This window comes from Arthrobacter sp. Soil761 (assembly GCF_001428325.1).
GTDB lineage: Bacteria > Actinomycetota > Actinomycetes > Actinomycetales > Micrococcaceae > Arthrobacter.
In genome coordinates this window covers 299,154-318,177 of record NZ_LMSF01000029.1, presented here as the reverse complement: position 1 = coordinate 318,177, position 19,024 = coordinate 299,154, and the positions used below count along the sequence as shown (strand labels likewise).

21 protein-coding genes are annotated in these 19,024 nt (G+C 67.0%); 9 read left to right on the top strand and 12 right to left on the bottom strand.

Annotated features, from left to right (window positions below):
- Positions 1–14 precede the first annotated feature (14 nt).
- From ASG79_RS17855 to ASG79_RS17845, 3 genes are all read left to right on the top strand, one after another.
- Positions 15–632, top strand: coding sequence for a hypothetical protein (locus ASG79_RS17855; RefSeq protein WP_056392894.1), 618 nt, complete (start codon positions 15–17; stop codon positions 630–632).
- Positions 632–1,387: a ZIP family metal transporter gene (locus ASG79_RS17850; RefSeq protein ID WP_056392892.1), complete on the top strand. Its 756-nt coding sequence runs from the start codon at positions 632–634 to the stop codon at positions 1,385–1,387. Before ASG79_RS17855 ends, ASG79_RS17850 begins: the two co-directional genes overlap by 1 nt.
- Before the next feature lie 63 nt (positions 1,388–1,450).
- Positions 1,451–3,256: a glycoside hydrolase family 15 protein gene (locus ASG79_RS17845; RefSeq protein WP_056392890.1), complete on the top strand. Its 1,806-nt coding sequence runs from the start codon at positions 1,451–1,453 to the stop codon at positions 3,254–3,256.
- Between the two features lie 5 nt (positions 3,257–3,261).
- On the opposite strand, the gene ASG79_RS17840 is transcribed toward ASG79_RS17845, so the two are convergent.
- From ASG79_RS17840 to ASG79_RS17810, 8 genes are all read right to left on the bottom strand, one after another.
- Complete coding sequence (locus tag ASG79_RS17840; RefSeq protein ID WP_056392887.1) at positions 3,262–5,709, bottom strand: hypothetical protein; 2,448 nt, start codon at positions 5,707–5,709, stop codon at positions 3,262–3,264.
- Between the two features lie 5 nt (positions 5,710–5,714).
- A complete protein-coding gene (locus ASG79_RS17835; RefSeq protein ID WP_235509847.1) occupies positions 5,715–6,386 on the bottom strand; it encodes a peptidoglycan-binding protein in 672 nt (223 codons plus the stop codon).
- 246 nt (positions 6,387–6,632) lie between these two features.
- Entirely contained in the window at positions 6,633–7,454 is an 822-nt protein-coding gene (locus tag ASG79_RS17830; RefSeq protein ID WP_056392884.1) for an alpha/beta fold hydrolase, read from the bottom strand.
- 38 nt (positions 7,455–7,492) lie between these two features.
- Complete coding sequence (locus tag ASG79_RS17825; RefSeq protein ID WP_056392882.1) at positions 7,493–8,389, bottom strand: diacylglycerol/lipid kinase family protein; 897 nt, start codon at positions 8,387–8,389, stop codon at positions 7,493–7,495.
- Positions 8,390–8,399: 10 nt separating this feature from the next.
- Entirely contained in the window at positions 8,400–8,552 is a 153-nt protein-coding gene (locus ASG79_RS23595; RefSeq protein ID WP_018768715.1) for a hypothetical protein, read from the bottom strand.
- Positions 8,549–8,827, bottom strand: a complete 279-nt coding sequence (locus ASG79_RS17820) for a hypothetical protein (protein WP_018768716.1) — start codon at positions 8,825–8,827, stop codon at positions 8,549–8,551. Before ASG79_RS17820 ends, ASG79_RS23595 begins: the two co-directional genes overlap by 4 nt.
- Positions 8,824–9,075 carry a hypothetical protein gene (locus tag ASG79_RS17815; protein WP_018768717.1) on the bottom strand — a complete coding sequence of 84 codons (252 nt, stop codon included), beginning with the start codon at positions 9,073–9,075 and terminating at the stop codon, positions 8,824–8,826. Before ASG79_RS17815 ends, ASG79_RS17820 begins: the two co-directional genes overlap by 4 nt.
- 216 nt (positions 9,076–9,291) lie before the next feature.
- The gene (locus ASG79_RS17810) at positions 9,292–9,567 is read right to left on the bottom strand and encodes a hypothetical protein (RefSeq protein ID WP_056392880.1); all 276 of its coding nucleotides are present in this window, start codon (positions 9,565–9,567) and stop codon (positions 9,292–9,294) included.
- Positions 9,568–9,832: 265 nt separating this feature from the next.
- Here ASG79_RS17810 and ASG79_RS17805 point away from each other — a divergent pair, with 265 nt between their 5' ends.
- Both ASG79_RS17805 and ASG79_RS23590 read left to right on the top strand, forming a co-directional pair.
- Positions 9,833–10,111: a hypothetical protein gene (locus ASG79_RS17805; protein WP_056392878.1), complete on the top strand. Its 279-nt coding sequence runs from the start codon at positions 9,833–9,835 to the stop codon at positions 10,109–10,111.
- A gap of 84 nt (positions 10,112–10,195) precedes the next feature.
- A complete protein-coding gene (locus tag ASG79_RS23590; RefSeq protein WP_056392876.1) occupies positions 10,196–11,383 on the top strand; it encodes a hypothetical protein in 1,188 nt (395 codons plus the stop codon).
- An 84-nt stretch (positions 11,384–11,467) separates the two neighbouring features.
- On the opposite strand, the gene ASG79_RS17795 is transcribed toward ASG79_RS23590, so the two are convergent.
- Positions 11,468–11,839: a hypothetical protein gene (locus ASG79_RS17795; protein WP_056392874.1), complete on the bottom strand. Its 372-nt coding sequence runs from the start codon at positions 11,837–11,839 to the stop codon at positions 11,468–11,470.
- 170 nt (positions 11,840–12,009) lie between these two features.
- Here ASG79_RS17795 and ASG79_RS17790 point away from each other — a divergent pair, with 170 nt between their 5' ends.
- On the top strand, positions 12,010–12,720 hold the full coding sequence (locus ASG79_RS17790) for a hypothetical protein (RefSeq protein WP_056392873.1): 711 nt from the start codon (positions 12,010–12,012) through the stop codon (positions 12,718–12,720).
- A 24-nt stretch (positions 12,721–12,744) separates the two neighbouring features.
- On the opposite strand, the gene ASG79_RS17785 is transcribed toward ASG79_RS17790, so the two are convergent.
- The 3 genes from ASG79_RS17785 to ASG79_RS17775 all read right to left on the bottom strand — a co-directional run bounded on the left by ASG79_RS17785 (position 12,745) and on the right by ASG79_RS17775 (position 16,145).
- Positions 12,745–13,614 (bottom strand): class II glutamine amidotransferase, encoded by an 870-nt coding sequence (locus ASG79_RS17785; protein ID WP_056392871.1) that lies wholly within the window; start codon positions 13,612–13,614, stop codon positions 12,745–12,747.
- Between the two features lie 239 nt (positions 13,615–13,853).
- Complete coding sequence (locus ASG79_RS17780; RefSeq protein ID WP_056392869.1) at positions 13,854–15,254, bottom strand: glutamate decarboxylase; 1,401 nt, start codon at positions 15,252–15,254, stop codon at positions 13,854–13,856.
- A 192-nt stretch (positions 15,255–15,446) separates the two neighbouring features.
- Positions 15,447–16,145 carry a GntR family transcriptional regulator gene (locus ASG79_RS17775; protein WP_018768725.1) on the bottom strand — a complete coding sequence of 233 codons (699 nt, stop codon included), beginning with the start codon at positions 16,143–16,145 and terminating at the stop codon, positions 15,447–15,449.
- Positions 16,146–16,373: 228 nt separating this feature from the next.
- On the opposite strand from ASG79_RS17775, the gene ASG79_RS17770 reads away from it, so the two are divergent.
- The 3 genes from ASG79_RS17770 to ASG79_RS17760 are packed head-to-tail and all read left to right on the top strand — an operon-like array spanning position 16,374 to position 19,016.
- Positions 16,374–17,288 carry an ABC transporter substrate-binding protein gene (locus ASG79_RS17770; RefSeq protein ID WP_082581813.1) on the top strand — a complete coding sequence of 305 codons (915 nt, stop codon included), beginning with the start codon at positions 16,374–16,376 and terminating at the stop codon, positions 17,286–17,288.
- A gap of 4 nt (positions 17,289–17,292) precedes the next feature.
- On the top strand, positions 17,293–18,255 hold the full coding sequence (locus tag ASG79_RS17765; protein ID WP_056392864.1) for an amino acid ABC transporter permease: 963 nt from the start codon (positions 17,293–17,295) through the stop codon (positions 18,253–18,255).
- Positions 18,252–19,016: an amino acid ABC transporter ATP-binding protein gene (locus tag ASG79_RS17760; RefSeq protein ID WP_056392863.1), complete on the top strand. Its 765-nt coding sequence runs from the start codon at positions 18,252–18,254 to the stop codon at positions 19,014–19,016. The genes ASG79_RS17765 and ASG79_RS17760 overlap by 4 nt, the downstream gene beginning before the upstream one ends.
- Positions 19,017–19,024: the final 8 nt, after the last annotated feature.

Genomic DNA, 19,024 nt, shown 5'->3' with positions numbered 1-19,024 from the left:
CCGAAAGGAAGCCCATGAGCACCAGCCCAGGCAACGCGAACCCCTCGGGGGCAAAGCCACTTGACCCTGACCCCACAGGCCAGGATCCGAGCGCCGAGGACTCCGGCGGGAGGCAGAAAGCGCTGCTGCAGGCGGTGATCTTCGAGGTCGCACGGGAGACCGAAGGCCGGGGGCTGGCGGATATCCGGGACATGCTGCAGTCAGGTTTCGCGCGCGCCGGCGTGGCGGCACCTACCAATGCATGGCTGGACTCGGTGGCTTCCGCGGCGTTCTATGGAGAGCCGTACATCATCGACCTCCCCGCAGCCCTGGCGGCGGAGGGTGCGGTGCCCGCCCCCAACCAGGAGGTACGGGAGCGGCTGGCCGTACGCCGGGAGCTGCGGCGGGAACAACTGCCGTCGGGGATCTTTCCTCCCGCGTCGGCCTGGGAGTTGGATGAGAACGACGTCACCGGCAGAAGGCCGGAGCCGGGCCCCGATGCCCGGGCCGTGCTGGAAAGCACCCGTGCGGCGCGGCGGATGCTTGCCGTGGCGGCGTCAGGCGCGGCCGCGGGCCTGGCCTTTGCGGCGGTCCGGGCGGCGAGGAACGCACGGCGCTGGAGAAGCGGACGTTCGACGGCGGGTGGTGCCTAATGCCGGCATGGCTGCAGGCATGGATGTGGGGCACCATCGCCGGCGGGGCGCTGGTGGTGGGATGCGCGCTGGCGTGGAAATGGAAGATCCCGCCAAAGGTGGTGTCCTCTGTGATGTCGTTCGGCGCCGGTGTGCTGATTTCTGCGCTGTCGTTTGAGCTCGTGGAGGAGGCCGTCAACGGCGGCGGACTGTGGCCCACCATCGCCGGGTTCGCCAGCGGCGCCCTGGTGTATGTGGCTGCCAATGCCGTGTTGGCCAGCAAGGGCGCGAAGCATCGGAAGCGGTCGGGCGGCAAGCAGCCCTCCGAAAAGGAAAAGCCGGGCAGCGGGACGGCCATCGCCATCGGCGCGCTGCTGGACGGCATCCCGGAATCGGTGGTCCTGGGGGTGGGGCTGGTGACAGCGGGCGCGGTCAGCCCTGCCATGCTGGCCGCCGTCTTCATCTCCAATGTCCCCGAGGGACTGTCCAGCACAGCCGGGATGAAAAGGGCCGGCCGCGGGCCTGGCTACGTGTTCGGCGTGTGGGGCGGCATCGCCGTCCTCTCCGGGCTTGCCGCGCTGGTCGGGTTCCTGGTCCTGCAGAACGCCCCCGGGGAACTGGTCGCCTTCATCACCGCCGTTGCGGCCGGCGCCATCCTGGCGATGCTCGCCGACACAATGATTCCCGAGGCCTTCGAGGAGCATCACCTGCTTACCGGCCTGATCGCCGCCGCGGGATTCCTGGCGGCATTCACCGTGGACCAGGTGGGCGGATAGCTTCCCGGCTTCCCAACTGGCGGGAAGCCGCACCATGTCGGATACGAAACCCCGGAGGAACAGATGGCAAGGATCGAAGACTATGCGATCATCGGTGACCTGCACACGGCTGCATTGGTGGGCCGCAGCGGGTCCATCGACTGGATGTGCATGCCAAACTTCGATTCACCGGCATGCTTCGCGGCCCTGCTGGACTCGCCGGAGGCGGGGCGGTGGCGGCTGGCCCCGGCCGGAGCCGGTGACTGCACCCGGCGGCGCTACCGGCCCGGCACGCTGATCCTGGAGACGGAATGGTACACGGCGGACGGAAGCGTCAGGGTAACGGACTTGATGCCGGTCCGCGATGGTTCCGCTGACGTGGTGCGCATGGTGGAGGGCCTGAAGGGGAGCGTTGCCATGCAGGGCGAACTGTCCCTGCGCTTCGATTACGGCCGGATCGTTCCGTGGGTCCGGCGGACCAGCCACGGCATCAACGCCATCGCGGGCCCTGACGCCGCCTACCTCAGCACCCCCGCGCCGCTGGAGGGCAAGGACATGCGGACCGTCAGTGAATTCACCGTCAACGCCGGTGACCGCATCCCGTTCGTCCTGCGCTGGGCACACAGTTACAAGCCCGTCCCGGACCAAACCGAGCCGGAGAAGGCGCTGGCCTCCACGCAGGAGTATTGGGAGCAATGGACCGGCCGGAACTCCATGGCCGGCGACTACAAAGACGCGGTGGAACGGTCCCTGATCACCCTCAAGGCACTTACCTTCGCCCCGACCGGAGGCATCGTGGCCGCCGCAACCACCTCATTGCCTGAGAACCCCGGGGGCAGCCGCAACTGGGACTACCGCTTCTGCTGGCTGCGGGACGCCACCCTGACGCTGCAGTCCCTGCTGGCCTGCGGCTACAAGGATGAAGCAGCGGCGTGGAGGGAATGGCTGCTGCGTGCGGTGGCCGGCAACCCCGCGGATTTGCAGATCATGTATGGACTGGACGGGACACGCCGGCTGCCCGAGGCCGAGCTGCCGTGGCTTGGAGGGTTCGAAGGTTCCAAGCCTGTCCGGACCGGCAACGCCGCGGCCCCGCAACTGCAGCTGGACGTGTGGGGAGAGGTCCTGGACGGCCTGGCCCTTACCCGGGCCGCGGACCCCGGCACCACGGATGATTCCTGGGATATCCAGGTGGCGTTGATGGAGTTCCTGGAGGGCGCGTGGGACCAGCCGGACAACGGGCTCTGGGAGATGCGGGGGCCCCGGCGCCATTTCACCCATTCCAAGGTCATGGCCTGGGTGGCCGCGGACCGGATGGTCAAGGCCGTCCAGGAATCCGGCCTTCCCGGACCCGGGGGGCGCTGGGCCGCACTGCGCAAGCAGATCCACGACGACGTCATGACGCACGGCTTCGACCAAAAACGCAACACCTTCGTCCAGTCCTACGGCAGCAGCGAACTCGATGCCAGCCTGCTGCTGATCCCCCGCGTCGGGTTCCTTCCCCATGACCATCCCCGCGTCGTGGGCACGGTGGACGCGGTCCAGAAGAACCTGACCGAGGACGGGTTCGTCCTGCGGTACCACCCCGAGGCCAGCAATGACGGGCTGCCTGGCACCGAAGGCGTCTTCCTGGCATGCTCCTTCTGGCTCGCCGACGCGCTGCTGGGCATCGGCCGCCGGGACGAGGCCGTGGACCTGTTTGAACGCCTGCTTTCGCTGCGCAACGACGTGGGCCTGCTCAGTGAGGAATGGGACCCCCGCAACAACCGCCAGCTGGGCAACACGCCCCAGGCATTCAGCCATTTCCCGCTCATCCACTGCGCCCTCCAGCTGCAGCACGGCCCGCACCACAGCAATATGCCGCTGAAGGAAAGGCATGCTGGCCTGAAGTAAACGGCTCAGCCTGCGCTTGAGGTCGGGATTGGTGCGGGGGTCCCCCCTCCGCCGGAATCCACGGTGGGTGCCGGCGTTGCCTCGTCAACGGACGACGTCGGCTGCCCGCCTTCCCCGTACTGGCCCGCCGGCGCTGTGGCCACCTCAGTCGGAGCCGGGTTGGGGGCGCCGGCCGGGGCCGTCGGCTGGGCCGGGACGCTGGGTTCGGTTTGGGAACTGGACGTCGTGGGGCCCGGGGAGGCTCCTGCTGATGCCGGAGATGTCGGCCCGGAGGACGACGTCCCGGAAGTGCCCTTAACGATGGCCGTAATCTGCTCCTTGTAGCCGTTCAACGTGGCCTGGATATCGGAGAGCGGCACGTCCTGGAGATTCCGGCCGTACTCGGCGATCTGTGCCCACAACGCCTCGAGCTGCTGCTTGCTGGCCTGATCCAGCGGCCCGTCCAGGGTCAGGACCAGCTGGCTGGCCAGGGCGTAGGCAAGGCAGTCCAGGCAGTTGTAGTTCGCCGCCGCGGAGAGGTTCTGCGGGACGATGACGTCCGCCTGCCCCACCACCAGGACCACCTGGAATCCGACAGCCACCGCGGCGCAGCCCGTGCAGTTGGCGAACGCGTAGGCTTCGTTGGTGGTGGTGACGGGATTGCCGTCCTCGGCCCACACCAGCGCGAACGCCACGCTGTACGTCACCGAGCCGTCGGTGGTGTTGACCGCGAGCGCCTGGTTTCCGTCGCCCTCCGGGGCGGCGGGCCGGTCGAACGGGAACACCCAGGACGGCGCCGCAGTGCCGGAAGCAGCACCCCCGCCGCTGGAGGACGCCCCGGTACCAGAGGCATCTGCGGGTACCAGCACCATGCTCAGCTGCGGGTTGTCCCGCGTGGGCTTGGTGGCGCCTGCCGGCCACAGCGCAACGGTCTGCCCGGTTGCTCCCTGCCGGAGCGCCCCGCGCTCACGCTGGGGAAGGATTGCGCGGGTGGCGTCCCCCAGTGTCCCGCGTTCGTAAGCCTGGACCGGACGGTACGTCCCGCCGTCGGGCCACCATGCCCAGGCGAGCCCTGCCAGAAGAGCCGCGACGGCGGCCATGGCAACGGTGCGCTGCACCGCCTTGCCGCGCGTTTTCTGCCACAGCCCGGTCACCAGCTGCCGCAGCAGCCGCACCACGATGTACAGCACGCCCAGCACCGGCACGGCCACAACAACAACCGCCAGTGCCCGCACCGCCGCGCCCAAAACGTCGCCGGACGACAGACTCGCCGCCAGCATTTCCTGCTGCTTGACCGCACTCGCCCAGCCCGTGGCCACCAGCCGCGGCAGGGAAAGCACCATCATCACCATGCTGAACAGCAGCACCGGAACGGTCACCAGGACCCAGACGGTGACCACGGCCCGGGCCCAGGGCTTGAGCACCTTGCTTTCAGGGTTGCCCCACCGCCACGGAAGGATCCCCAGGAGGGTGGGCTTGATCCGCTGGAACAGGTCGGGCACGCCGGTGGCGTCGGCCAGGATGTGGTAGCCGTCGTACTTCACCAGCGGGATCAGCTGGCGGACCATCTGCAGGATCTGCGTGACCACCACCAGCAGCAGCGCATCAAAGCCGGTGGCCCACCACAGTCCCATGATGGCCACTGCCACGATGGCGTTGAAGTACAGGCCGCCCAGGTCCGTGCGGATCCGGCCGCCGCGGCCCAGCCGGTATGAGTCGGTCACGTCCGTGAAGAACGCGGGCCACAGCAGGTACAGCCCGGCGCCCATTGCCCCGGGTGTTGCCCCGCCCTTGCGGGTGGCGGCGGCATGGCCGAATTCGTGGAAGCCGGCGGAGAGGATGGTGACGGCGAGGATCAGCGGCAGGAGAGCGGGCTGGGCAAACGCCTCGTGGGTGGCCGAGCCCAGGCCCTTGACCATGAGCACCCACCAGCAGGCGGCCAGGAACGCCACCGTTACTGCCACCACGATCAGCGGGTTGAAGAGGACAGCGAACGGGGCCGTGATCCTGCGGGTGCGTTGGGGGTCGGACACGATGTAGCGGAACCGCAGGCCCAGCAGCGGGTTGGCCTTCCTGACTTCGGGCTGGGTGCCGTCGGCAAGCCGGAGCAGGCCCATCGGCAGCAGCTGGGTGTCCATCAGGGTGCGCACGTTGTCCGCGCTGACCAGCCGTCCGGAGCCTTCGCTGACGTGCCGGGCGATGCCCTCAAGGTCCCGCGTCCCGTCGGCGGCCTCCAGCACCAGGTACAGGAGCCTGGTCAGCTGCAGGGTCTGGCCGTCGGCGCGCCGCACCAGGGCGGGCGGTTCGCGGTAGCCGGATCCTTCGGCGGGGCCAAGCAGCTGCACACCGTCGGCCAGGGCTGGAAGGTGGGCGGCCGCCGTCGTAATGGTCTGGCCCGGCGCGTCCTGGGCAAGGGTGGCGCGTGACGACGGCGGGCCCGCCTCGGGAGGCGGCCCGCCGTGGGTTTGGGTCATCTGCCTTACTGCTGCAGGTCGGACTGCTGATCGGCCGTGGCGTTCGCCTCGCCGTCGATGTGCTGCGAGATGGTGGCGCTCTGGTCCGAGATGGCGTAGGCCTGGCTGTCGATGGAGCCGATGTTCGCGGCCACCGCCGCGTCGATGGGAGCGGCAACGTTGGCGTTGGCGGCCACGGCACCGTTGATGGGTGCCGCGATGGCGGCGTCGGCGTCCAGGTTCACGTCGACGTTCAGAAGGTTGCCGTTCAGGGCGCCCGCTGCATCCGTCAGCCCGCCGGTGCCGGAGGGGACCGTTACCGAACCGGACGTTCCGTCCGTGGTCCCGTCTGTGGTTCCGGTGTCGGTGGTACCCCCGTCCGCGGTGCCATCAGCCTGGCCGATGACGCTGTCCTGCGTGGAGTCCGCATTCGCGTCGGCAGTGATGCCCTGGTCAATGACGGCGTCCTGGCTGGACAGTGCCTGCGCGTCCGAGCCGAAGGACAGGATGTTGGCCGAGGCTGCTGCGTCGATCGGTGCCGCCACGTTGGCGTTGGCGGCTACGGCCAGGTCAATGGGTGCTGCGGCGTTGATACCAAGGTCCAGGTCAGCGTTCAGGTCCAGGACCGATGCAACTTCCTTGTCCGGAAGCGCGGTGGCCTGTTCCGACATCAGTTCTTCATCAGTGAGGGGACGCATTTCATTGTCCATGCTTGAGAGACCTCCGGTGCGGCGCGGGTGCTCTGCCCCCAGCGGACAGCCCGCGCCCAACAATAGTAAGCATGATTATTAGTTTTGCGAAGGGACAACCTCGACGTTTCCGACGCGCAGGTTCCATTTCGCGGCCCAAATATGGCCTGCGCCCGGGAAGATGCGAGTCGAAAATGAACCCGCGCGTCGCAAATGCGCTTGCGCGTCGGGGAGGGAGTGGCCCGGCGCCGGGAACTAAGCCCGGGCGAGCCCCAGGATCCCCGCCGCGGTCCCGGCAGCGCCACCGTGCTGGACGATGTGCGGCTTGCCGGGAATTTCCAGGAAGGTGCCGTTGGGGACCGTCGCGGCCAGCTTCTCGCACCAGTCCCTCGGGGCGATGGGGTCGCGGGAGCCGCGGACCACAAGGACCGGCTGGCTCACCAGGGCCAGCCGCGCGTCCAGGTCGTAGCCCATCATGACGGGCAGCTCGGTGAGGTACCAGCGGAGCCCGGACCGGATGTAGTCGGTGAAGACGATGGCATTGCCCAGCGGGCTCTCCTTCAGCCCGTCCAGGCCAAGGGCCAGGGACTGCTCCAGGACGGTCCGGCGGGTCGGGTCCACTACCGGGCCCAGCAGCGCCAGGTGGGACACCAGGTCCGGCCGCTGGACCGCGAGCTCGGTGGCGAACTGCGTTCCCATGGAGTGCCCCACCACCACGGCGCGGGTAACGCCCATCTTTTCCAGGGCCGCCGCCGTGTGCGCGGCGTAGTCGGCCACGGACAGCTGCCGGTCCGGGGTGGGGGTGCCGCCGAAGCCGGGGAGGTCCACGGCGTAGGTGTCCCCGTGCCGGGCCAGCAGCGCCTGCAGCCGCCGGTAATAGCGGTGCGACATTCCGATGCCGTGCAGCAGCACGAAGACCGGGCGCGGGGAACCCGCAGGGCCGGCAAGGAGATACACGTGTGAGGTGAGTCCGCCGGCGGCGACAATCCGGGGCGTAAGGCAGGGCCGCATGCCGGGCAGGTGCATCGGGCGGCGCGCGGGTTCAGCGGCGGGTGGTTGGTCGGTTGCGGCGTGCACCGGCAGTCCTTTTCAAGTTCAAATCCATCGAGCGGTTCCTACCCTAAAGTGGCCAGCGCGGCAGGTGCGCTATGGACGGTGACCTGCGTGTCGGCGTCGAGCGACCTCACCTCACCGTCGATCTGGTACGGGATGGGCTTAAGGGTGGTAAACCCGTAGCTGCTGACGCTGGGCTGGTCCCCCAGCCCCTTGGTGGCTGCGCGGAGCGCTGTCAGGAGCACCCGCAGCTTGGACTTGTGGGGGAAGACCACCACCTCGAACTTGCCGTCGGCCAGCTTGCTGTCGGCGTCGCTGAGGGTGGCGTACTTGGCCATCTGGGCGATGTTCGCCAGGACCAGGCTGTCGAACTTCCGCCGCTTGCCGCCGTCGGGCAGGATCTCGAACGGCTTGAACTTGGCGAACGTGCGCACAACGGACACCGTCTCCTTCAGTGCACCCTTGCTGCCCTTTTCCAGGCCGATGGCCATGATGGGTGTCAGTCCGAAGCCGATGTAGGAGTGCGCGTACTCGTCGGGGGCGTCCCCGGGCTCGCCCGTGGTGATGCGCAGGAGGTCGATGTGCCGGACGTCGCCGCCGGCAATGGCGTGTTCCAGCGGCCTGGTGCCGGTGCTGCGGCTGTGGTCGTTGGCGTTGCCCGCGGCCAGGACGGCGCACACGGCGTCCGGGTTCCCGGCCTGCATGACGCCGTTGACCACCTCGTTGTACCCGCCGTCCCCGCTGACGGAGACCACCAGGACGTGCCCGGTGGCGGCAAGCTCGCGCGCCAGCTGGACGGCGTGCCCGGCATGGCTGGTGGGCTGCAGCCGGATGTCCGTGGCGTACGGAAGCAGGCCGCTGAGGCTGGCCTTGAGCTGTTCGGCGAGCGCGGGGGCGTCACCGGTGCTGTTGGGGTTGAAGATGATGGCGATGGTGTCGAAGGTCCGCGGCGTGCCCATGCGCCGGTTCCTAGCTGTTGCCGGTGTGGACAAGGCTGTCCAGGTCCAGCTGCTGGGCAGGCGCGTCGGCCAGGCCGGCGGGCGTGAGGTCAAAATGCTCGACGGCGGCACGGGCTTCGCGGGCGGCGGCGGGGCCGTGCGGGGTATGGGTGTTGTTCATCATGGGTGTGAAATTCCTTGCGTTTCATGCGGAATGGGGGTGTGCGCGGGAAGCGCCGCCACGTGCTCTGCCGTGGTCTCCAGGACCCGGGAATGGCGGCACTGGGAACAGTGGATGGCCACGGCAACTGTTGAGGCGCGGCGGTTCAGGACGGGCGGCGAGTCAACGAACAGGTGGAAATCCGTGTCGCAGTGGGCGCACCAGGGGCGTTTTCCGTGGGGCTGGAGGGTGTGCCTGGGCACGTAGCTGTTGGAGGCCTGGGTGACGAGGACTGTCACACCACGGCCCGGTAGCTGCACAGGATGTAGTCGGCGGCCGCCGGTCCGGTCATGCGCAGGCAGGCGTCGGGGCGGACGCGTCGGCTCATCGCCTCAAAGAAGACGTGCTCGTCCTGCGGCTCCTGCTGGGACAAGTTGCACCAGCTGGTGTAGAGGCCGTACAGGGTGTCGTCGTCAAGGCTGCTCCCGGACTCGTGGTCCGGGCAGGTGGCTTCGGTGAGGAACTGGTCGAACTGTGATTGCGCCATGGTGGCTCTTTTCAAACAAGGTGCAGTTGTTCGCCGTTCGGCTACAGCGGTTCAAACCCGGAGCCTTGCACAGTGCACCGGGCGGGTTTGCGGGGAGTTGTGAGCGCCCGGCAGGGTAAATCGCAAGTGGGGTGGGAGGAGAACGGGTGCGGCATCCTGGCAGGACGCCGCACCCGGACTTCTCAGTGTCCGGCGGGGGCGCCGGACAACCGCGTGTTAGGCGTGGTTGGTGTGGGTGCGGTTGCCGGCTTTCGCCAGGCCGCGGGCCACCATCAGGCCCACCGTGAGGAAGGCGATGTACTGCATGGCGTGGTTGGCGTTGAACACGTCAACGCCGTTCTCGCTCGCATCGTCCCCCACAACTGCTGCGGTGATGATCGTGGCGAGCACTGCGGCAACGTAAACGGCAAATTCGAGGGTCCGGACGGAAATCCTGATGTCATTGGCGTTGCGGACGGGGGTGGCGTGATCGTTCTGGGTGTGAGTGGACATGTAGTTCTCCTGGGATATGTGTGAGCAGCCGTAGCGGCCATGCAAACTCTGATCCCTTGACTAAAACCATGTCGACAATTTCTCTACACTGTAGACTTTAGGTGTAGACCCAGTAATAAGCAAGCTGGGGGCGGCGTGGCGCACGGCGAGGTATGGGCCGATTTCCAGGCCGAAAGGAATGCCGGGAGCGGACCCATCCAGGGCACCCGCGGCTACGAATGCAGCATGTGTGAGCATACGGCCGCACCCGGCTGAAGGGCCAAACATGAGCGCCCCGAATCATCGACAATTCCTGTCCGAATGCCTTGAACGAGTCCCCGCAAAGCAGCCGGGCCTCAGCGACGACGAGTTGTACGGGCTGTACCTGAGCTGGTGCCTGCTCAATGCCCGGAAGCCCGGCCCCATCGCGTCGCTGTGGGCAGCCGTACGGCAGGAAGGGTACCTGCAGCAGCACCGCGGCGGCCGGACCGAGTGGCCGGATTTGTGTATGACCGGCCCCGCGGCCGTGGACTACATCCTCGCCAGCCGGCCCAGCCTGCTGTAGCCGGGCAGGCTGTAGAGGGAAAAGGCCCGACGGCGGGTGGCCGCCCGGGTGGGTAGCTGGGTCCGGGTTGGGTAAGGTCTGATCATGATCCAGCAGGCTGCGGCCGTGTCCGCGCTGTCGTCCTACCACTGGCTGGGCATCCCGATTGCCGCGGCCGGCGCCGTCCTGCTTGCCTTGGGAACGCTGTTCCAGCACCGCGCCGTGGAAGACCAGCCGGCTGCAGCCGGGCGCGCGGCGGGCAGCATGGGCGGCGGACGCCTGCAGGCCCTGGTCCGGAGGCCGGTGTGGCTGGCCGGGACGGGGATGCTCGGCGCCGCCATCCTCCTCCAGCTCACCAGCCTGCGGTTCTCGCCCCTGATCGTGGTGCAGCCCATCGGCGCCATCGCCCTGGTGGTCACCACCCTGGCAACGGCCCGGATGACCCGCCGGTCCCCCGGGCGGCGGGCCCTCACCGCAGTGGCGCTATGCGTTGGCGGCGTGGGTGTGTTCGTTGCCGTGGCGGCGCTGTCCGCGGAGGACGTGGAGGTCAGCGACCGGCACTTGATCACCATCCTGATCGTGCTCGCCGTGGTCCTGGCCGGTGTTGCCGTGGCCTTCGCCTTATGGCGCCACCGGTCGGGTGCCGTCGTGTTCACCGCCGGAGCCGGGATCCTCTTCGGGTTCGTCGCGGCCCTGGCCAAGACCGTCATCGCCCGGCTGTTCCAGGGCGACTTCGAGTGGTTGTCGCTGACATGCCTGGCAGGCCTGCTCATCGCCGCCCTGGCCGGCAGCTTCCTGGTCCAGAACGCCCACACAAGGGGAACCCCCGAACTCGTGGTGGCCGGCCTGCGTCATCGATCCCCTCGTCGCCGTCGCCATCGGCATCACCATCCTGGGCGAGGCGGACGCAGCACCCCCGCTGGCAATCGTCCTGTTCCTCCTGTCCGGGGCCACCGCCGTCGCCGGCGTTTTCCTGCTCGCCACGGTCAAGAAGCCGCCTACGGCGGCGCGTGCGTCCGTTCGTGGTTGAATGACCACTGTGCCCCAGAGCACAGTCAGGACCCATCCGAGCACCAGGAGGACACTATGGCTGGAATCAACGCAAAGTTCGACAAGGAGTACCTCGACAAGGGCATCGACGAATTGGCGAAGGCGCCCGTGGAGGCGCTGAAGGGATTGTCCGAAAGCGACGCGCAGAAGCTCAAAGAGGCGCTGAACATCAAGACCGTCAAGGACCTGGGCACCAACAAGTTCTTCATCTGGGCGCAGTCCGTCGCCAAGCTCGCGGAGTAGCGGGCACCATCCGTCCCTTCGGCAAACACACGAAAGCTCCCGGCGCAGGCCGGGAGCTTTCCTGTCTTTGGGTGCCTACCGCACCTAGCCGGCCTTCACGGCGTCGGCAGCGCCGGCGAAAAGCCGGATACGGACTATCCGGACCACCACTCCCAGCAGAACCAGGCCGATTCCCAGGGCCATGAGGCTCCACACGGGCACGGAATCGGAGTCGATGGTCCGGTAGCACGTGGCCGCGGCCCCTCTGCCGGCCTCTTCCAGGTCAGCCAGTTCGGCGGCGCGGCTGTTGGGAAGCAACGGGCTGCCGCAGAGCGGGCCGGACGGCTGCAACCCGATGACGAAACCAAGGATGTACACGTCGAATCCCGCGGCGACAATCCACAGCCACGTCCGCTGCTGCCAAAAACCCAGTTTGCCGGCAGGAACAGGCTTCGCCTGGGGATCACGCATCTTCATAGGCCGAGCATAATCCGCGCCCGGATAAAGGTGGAGATAAAGGTGCAGGAGCGGCATTCAGCATTTCCCCAGCCTGCGGTCCTACAGTGAAGCCTGCCGGTCCAACCCGTCGGGTGGACCCACGCGCAAATTTGGAGGAACACACCGTGGTGAAGCCATCAATTCCGTCAATGAGGGCCCGCATCGGCGTCGGAGCGGCAGCAGTCCTGGCCGCCGGTGCCATGGCCGCCGCGGGCGTGGGTGCCGCGTCCGCATCCCCCAGCCCAACATCCGTGTCTGCAACCTCAACCACAGCATCCAGCGACGTCAAGGCAGCAAAGGGCGCTGGCGGCCTGAAGGCCTTCCTGACCCTGAACGCTGACAGCCCACAGGCGGCCGGGGACCGCGCGGCGGAAGCAGCCGCGGCGCTGGTCAACCATCCCAAGCTTTTCGCCAAGCTCCCCGCAGCCCTCCAGGCGGACGTGACAGCCCTCAAGGACGCCGCACCTGCGGACCGCGTGAAGGATGCCTACAAGATCAAGACCACCGCCCTGTCCGGCGGGTACGGCGCCGAGATCCAGAAGCGTGCCGAAGCGCTGGAGAAGGCAGCCACCGGCCTGGCCGGCCTGCGCCAGGAGCTGCGCACCGCGTTCGGTTCCGACAATCCCGGCGCCGGGCTCCAGAAGGTGGCCGACCAGCTCATCAACCACCCCAAGCTGTTCGCCAAGCTCCCGGCCAACCTCCAGGCGGACCTGACCGCACTCAAGAACGCCGCCCCGGCGGACCTGGATGCCCAGGCGAACAAGATCAAGGACACCGCCATCAACGGCGGCTACGGTGCCAAGGTGCAGAAGATGGCCCAGGCGCTGGAGAAGAAGGCTGCCGCGGCGCCGGCCACGTAAGCCGCGCCTTCCGGAGATACACCGTCAGGACATTTGCGACGCCGCCGCGGACGGTTCCAGGTCCGCGAGCGTGAGCGGGTGGGCAGGTTGGTCCGGGAATGGGAAGGTGGACGTCACCGCCAGGTCAGGGCCAACATGCACCAGCTCGCCCGGTGCCATGGGACGCCAGCCGGGGTTCTGGTTCATCCGTTTGGTGGCGAAGAGGACGGAGCGGGACTCGGCCAGTTCGGTGCTTCGGGAGTGGATCCGGGAGCTTCTGGCGTCCAGCGGTGCCACCGGAGCGGGTTCGGTCAAGGGGTCGCGTTCCAGCACGTACAGCGGGTGGGTTGCCGGGTAGCGGAGCGCCCAGAGGTCGGTGGCCGTCGTCACGATGATGTTCAACGCCAGGACGGGCAGCTCGGCGGCCACCCAGCCCACCGCCCGGGTGATGCCTTCCGCCACGTCCCCGCCGGCCCTGCGGCTCTCTGCCGTGATGAGGGCGAAGAGCCGCTCACTGTCGGTCTGGCCCTGCACCAGTTCCGCCACGCCGAACTCACGCAGCCGCGCGTCGAGCCGGTCGAGTCCGTGGAAGGCGCCGTTGTGGGCGAACAGCCGGCCGTCCTGCTCGAACGGGTGCGTGTTCACCAGGGTGTGCGCACCCGTGCTGGCGTACCGGACGTGGGCCAGGAAGGTGGTGCTCCGCAGCTCCCTCGCCTCCCGGGCGAAGGCGTGGTCCTCCCATGCGGCGAGCGGCCGTTTGGTGACCCGCGGGCCGCCGTCGGGATCGAACGTGCCGATCCCGGCGCCGTCGGGCTCCTTCCTGCTCTGCTCGGACAGGCTGTCCGGGGCGTCAAGGAGCCAGAAGGTGGCGCGGACCGGCCGGGACCCGGCGTGCAGCCCGAACAACCGGCACATGGTGCGCTCCTCCCGGCGGGGCTAGTGGCGGGAGGTGTGGTCCATGGCCTGATAGCGGTCGTAGCAGTCACGGGAGCAAAACAGCGCAGAGGGAGTTGGAGGCAGGTCCAAGCCGCAAACCTTGCATTTTGGCTTGGGTCGAAGGCTCCGAAGCATGGTGTTCAGCATGGATGAAGGTTATGCGCCTGGCCGGAAAATTGGACCAGTAACCAGATACTTCAATCTGCGGGCAGCGATACCTAGTGGTGAAACGCTTCCTTGTGCTTGTCGGTGGGCATGGGCGAGGTCAGGGCGTCCAGGTAGGCCACTTCCTTCTTGAGGTCGTCCAGGAAGCTGGAGGCGAGGTCCCGGGTGAAGCCGTTGCGGACCACGATCCGCTGCACGGTGATGCCGCTGAGCCCTTCGGGCAGGGCGTAGGCCGGGACCAGCCAGCCGTTCATGCGCAGGCGTTCGGACAGGTGGTGCAGGTCCCAGTTCCTGGTGTGGCCGTCGGTGAGCTGCCAGGCGAAGACCGGGATATCGGATCCGTCGCTCCAGAGGGTGAAGGCGTCCATGTTCCCGATCTCGTGGGAGAGGTACAGGGCGACGTCGCGGGAGCTTGCCTGCACGGATTTGTAGCCGGCGAAGCCCAGGCGGAGGAACAGGTAGTACTGCAGCAGCACCTGGGCGCCGGGCCGGGAGAAGTTCAGGGCGAAGGTGGGCATGTCCCCGCCCAGGTAGCTGACGTGGAACACCAGGTCGTCGGGGAGGGACTGTTGGTCCCGCCAGACGATCCAGCCCAGGCCGGGATATACCAGGCCGTACTTGTGGCCGGAGGTGTTGATGGAGGCCACCCTGGGGAGCCGGAAGTCCCACACCAGTTCCGGCTGCAGGAACGGCGCCACCATGGCCCCGGAGGCGCCGTCCACGTGGATGGGGATGTCCAGGCCCGTGGCGGCCTGGATGCGGTCCAGCGCGGCGGAGATCTGCTCCACGGGTTCGTAGGCGCCGGTGTAGGTGACGCCCATGATGGCGGCGACGCCGATGGTGTTCTCATCCACGTAGCGGTCCAGGTCATGGCCGTCCAGGGTGGGGTGTTCCCTGGACACGGGAACGTAGCGGGCTTCCACCTCCCAGTAGTTGCAGAACTTCTCCCAGCACACCTGCACGGCGGAGCTGAGGACGATGTTCGGTGCGTCCGTGGGCTTGCCCTCGGCGCGGCGGCGGTGCTGCCAGCGGCGTTTGAGGGCCAGGCCGGCCAGCATGCAGGCTTCGGAGGAGCCGATGGTGGAGGTGCCGATGGCCGCCGCAGGGTCCGGCGCGTTCCACAGGTCCGCGAGCATCCGCCAGCACCGGGTTTCGATCAGCGCGGTCTGCGGGTACTCGTCCTTGTCGATCATGTTCTTGTCGAACGCTTCCGCGTACAGCTGCGAGGCTTCCCGTTCCATCCAGGTCCCCACGAACGTGGCCAGGTTCAGGCGGGAATTGCCGTCCAGCATCACCTCGTCGTGGACCACCTGGTAGGCGGTGCCCGGCAGCGACTCCCCGTCCGGGATGGTGAAGCGCGGAAAGAGGGTGGATTCCCCCGGCCGGCTGAACAACGGGTTCAGCTCCACGCTCGTTTCGGGCTCGTGCCGTTCGCTCCGGTGTGACCTCGTCATGTCCAGTTCCTTCGCCCGCCGTCGTCCGCAGGCAGGCGCCTGGGGCCGCACTTCCGCTGTTCCCAGCACTCCGTATTATTCATGCACCCTGAGCAAAGGGCAGCAGGGCGGCGGGTTAGGGCGCGGCAGGAGTACGACGGCGGTACGCACCAGGGTGCCGGCCGCACCGTACAAAAGGGGGCCGGCAGAGACCTACTGCTGGCCGAACTTCTTCAGGCTCAGCGAGCGGGACCTGATCCCCTCGATGTGGTTGTTCATCGCGGCGGTCGCGGCTGCGCAGTCCCCGGCCTTGAAGGCATCAATGATGGCCTGGTGCTCCTGCACCGTGTGGTCACCGCTCATGTCGTTGTGCACCATCAGCCGGAAGCGCTGGATGCTTCCCTCGATGGACCCGTAGGCCCGGAGCAGGAACTCGTTGTCCGTTGCCTCCACGATCCGCCGGTGGAAGTTTTCGTCGGCCTTCCAGTAGGCCCGGTACCCCGCGAAGGTGTCGCCGCCATGGCGTGACGCCTCAAGGTCGCGGTGGAACCCTTCCAGGTCCGCCACCAGCTCCTGTGTTGAGTTGGTGCAGGCGATGCTGGTGCATGCGGGCTCGAGGATCTGCCGCGAGGTCAGAAGTGCGGCGATGTCGCTGGCGGTGGGCTCCGGCGCAACTTTGTAGCCGCGCAGGGCTTCCCGCCTGACCATGCCGGTGGTTTCCAGGCGTGCCAGGGCTTCCCGCACGGGAGTCGAAGAAACTTTAAAGCGCTTGGCCAATCCGTCAATGCTTAACGGCGATCCGGTGGAGATCTTGTCGTCGAGCAACAGGGACAGGATGGCCTCGAACACCTGGTCGACCAGCATGGGCCTGCCGGGGATCAGGACTTCTTCTTCAGGTGAAGCGGCGTTCATTTCGGAATCCTATGTGAATTTTTTGGTCTGTCGCATGCAGCCGTAACACCACTTCCACGAGCGCGTCGTCACAAACCAAACACGGCGAAAAAGGTGTTTGCAGAAAATCGTGCATGATGTACGGTACATGATACCGGACAGCGAAGTGATCTGTACCACAGCCGAGCTGCCCATCAAGGTTGGAAGCTCTCCTACCACCCCTCCTCCCCCACTTCCGAAGGCGTGTAGATGATTCAGTTTCGATCGATGTTGGTGACCGTCGCCGCAGTTTCCATGGCGAGCGTGCTTCTCTCCGGGTGCTCCAACCCCGAAATGACCAGCTCAGCCCAGTCCGATGCCCCTAAAAGCTCGAGCTCCGCGGAGGCCGTCAAAGTCGACGAAGCCGCCGCCGCAGCCCTCCCCAAGGAGGCGCGGGACAGGGGAACCCTGACCGTCACCATGAGCCAGAGCTCGCCTCCCCTGCATTTCATGGCCGCCGACGGGACAACCATTCAAGGTATTGACCCGGAAATTGCCATGGCCCTGGGCCAGACGCTGGGCCTGAAGACGGAGGTCAAGAGCGGCCCCTTCGACGGCATCATCCCCGGTATTGCTGCCGGCAAGTTCGACATGGCCATTTCCCAGATGTCCCCCTCGACGGAACGCATGAAAGTGCTTGATTTCGTGGACTACTACCAGTCAGGCAGCGGCATTGGTGTGGCTCCGGGCAACCCGCAGCACCTCACGCTGGACACACTCTGCGGGAAGCGTGTTGGCGTGCTGAAGGGTTCATTCCAGGACCTCAAGCGCCTGCCTGCCCTGTCCCAGGCGTGCACTGCCACCGGCAGCCCAGCCATCGAGGCCATGACCTACCCCGATATGCAGGCCCCCAATCTCGCACTGACGGCCGGACGCATCGATGCGGTCTACATCGACGGACCCACCCTGGGCTACGCCATCAAGCAGGGCGGCCAGATCGAACTGCTCGGCGAAAAGGACGTCTCCCCCGTCAGCATCGGCTTCAAGAAGGGCGCTGGCATGGAGAAAGCCGTGCAGCTCGGCATGCAGTCCCTTGCAAAGAGCGGCAAGTACAAGGAGATCCTCGACAAGTGGGGCGTGGGCACCGGTGCAATCTCTGACTTCGCCTTCAACAAAGCGCAGTAGCCAGATGGCCAACACAGCCACGGAACCCGACGCCAAGGCACCCACCGGTGACGCGCTGGACCGGCAGCTTCTCCTGGGCCGTCCGCACCAGCGCCACGGAGGGTTGTGGCTGACGGCGGCAATCGTCCTGTTCGCGATCTTCCTGGTGGGCTACTCCCTCGTCACCAATCCGCGGTTCGAGTGGAACGTGGTCTTCGGCTGGTTCACCTCGGAGCGGCTGTTCACGGGTCTCCTGCGGACGCTGGGACTGACGGCCATCTCCATGGCTGTGGGAATCGTCGTCGGCGTCCTGCTGGCGCTGGCCAGGCTCGCCCCGAACGCCATTGTGGCAGGGACCGCCGCGTTCCTGGTCTGGCTCTTCCGCGGGGTGCCGGTCTTCGTCCAGCTCCTCTTCTGGGGTTTTATCGCCGCCATCTACCCACGGATTGCGGTGGGCGTGCCGTTCGGGCCCGAGTTCTTCTCGGTGGATGCCAACGTTCTCATCACCCCCTTCATGGCGGCGATCCTGGGGCTGGGCCTGAATGAAGGCGCCTACATGTCCGAGATCGTCCGGGCAGGACTCCTGAGCGTCAACCGTGGACAAACGGAGGCGGCCACGGCCCTGGGCATGCGCCGGTTCGCGATACTTTCCCGGATCGTCCTGCCACAGGCGATGAAGATCATCATCCCGCCAACGGGCAACCAGACCATCTCCATGCTGAAGACCACCTCCCTGGTGAGCGTCCTGGCCTTCCCCGAGCTGCTCTATTCAGCGCAGCTGGTCTACAGCGCCAACTTCAAAACCATTCCGCTGCTTATCGCCGCCAGCATGTGGTACCTGCTGGTGACCAGCGTTCTGAGCCTTGGGCAGTTCTTCATTGAACGGCACTTCAACCGGGGCGGAATCACTTCCGGACGCAGCCCCCGGCGGCCCCGCAAGCCCAAGGCGGCGAACCCCCGCACCACATCAGAGGAGGCCCGGCCATGAGCGACGTGATGATCGAAGCACAGGGGGTGACCAAGAGCTTCGGCGACCTCGAAGTCCTCAAGGGCATCGACCTCACCATTCCCAAGGGCAGTGTGACCTGCATTATCGGGCCGTCCGGCTCCGGCAAGTCGACGTTCCTTCGCTGCATCAACCAGCTGGAAACGCTCGACGGCGGGTTCATCCTTGTGGACGGACAGCCGGTTGGCGTGAAGATCAGGAAAGGCCGGCTGCACGCGCAGAACAACGCCGAGGCGGCGAGGATGCGCGAGAACATCGGCATGGTCTTCCAGAGCTTCAACCTTTTCCCCCACATGACGGTGCTGGAGAACATCTGCGAAGCGCCGGTCAGGGTGAAGAGGGAGAACCGGAAGGCAGTGCAGGACCGGGCCCGCGTCCTCCTGGAGCGGGTGGGGCTTTCCGAGAAGGTCCACGCCTACCCGGCGTCCCTGTCCGGCGGCCAGCAGCAGCGCGTGGCCATCGCCAGGGCACTGGCCATGGAGCCACGGCTGATGCTGTTCGATGAGCCAACATCGGCCCTGGACCCGGAGCTGGTGGGCGAGGTGCTGGACGTGATGCGCAAGCTCGCTGACGGCGGGATGACCATGATCGTGGTCACCCACGAGATCGGCTTCGCCCGGGAAGTGGGCGACCACCTGATCTTCATGGACGGGGGCGGCATCGTGGAGCAGGGCGACCCCCGGACCGTCCTGCGCGACCCACGGCACGAACGCACCAAACAATTCTTGGCGAAAGTAATTTAGACCTTCAC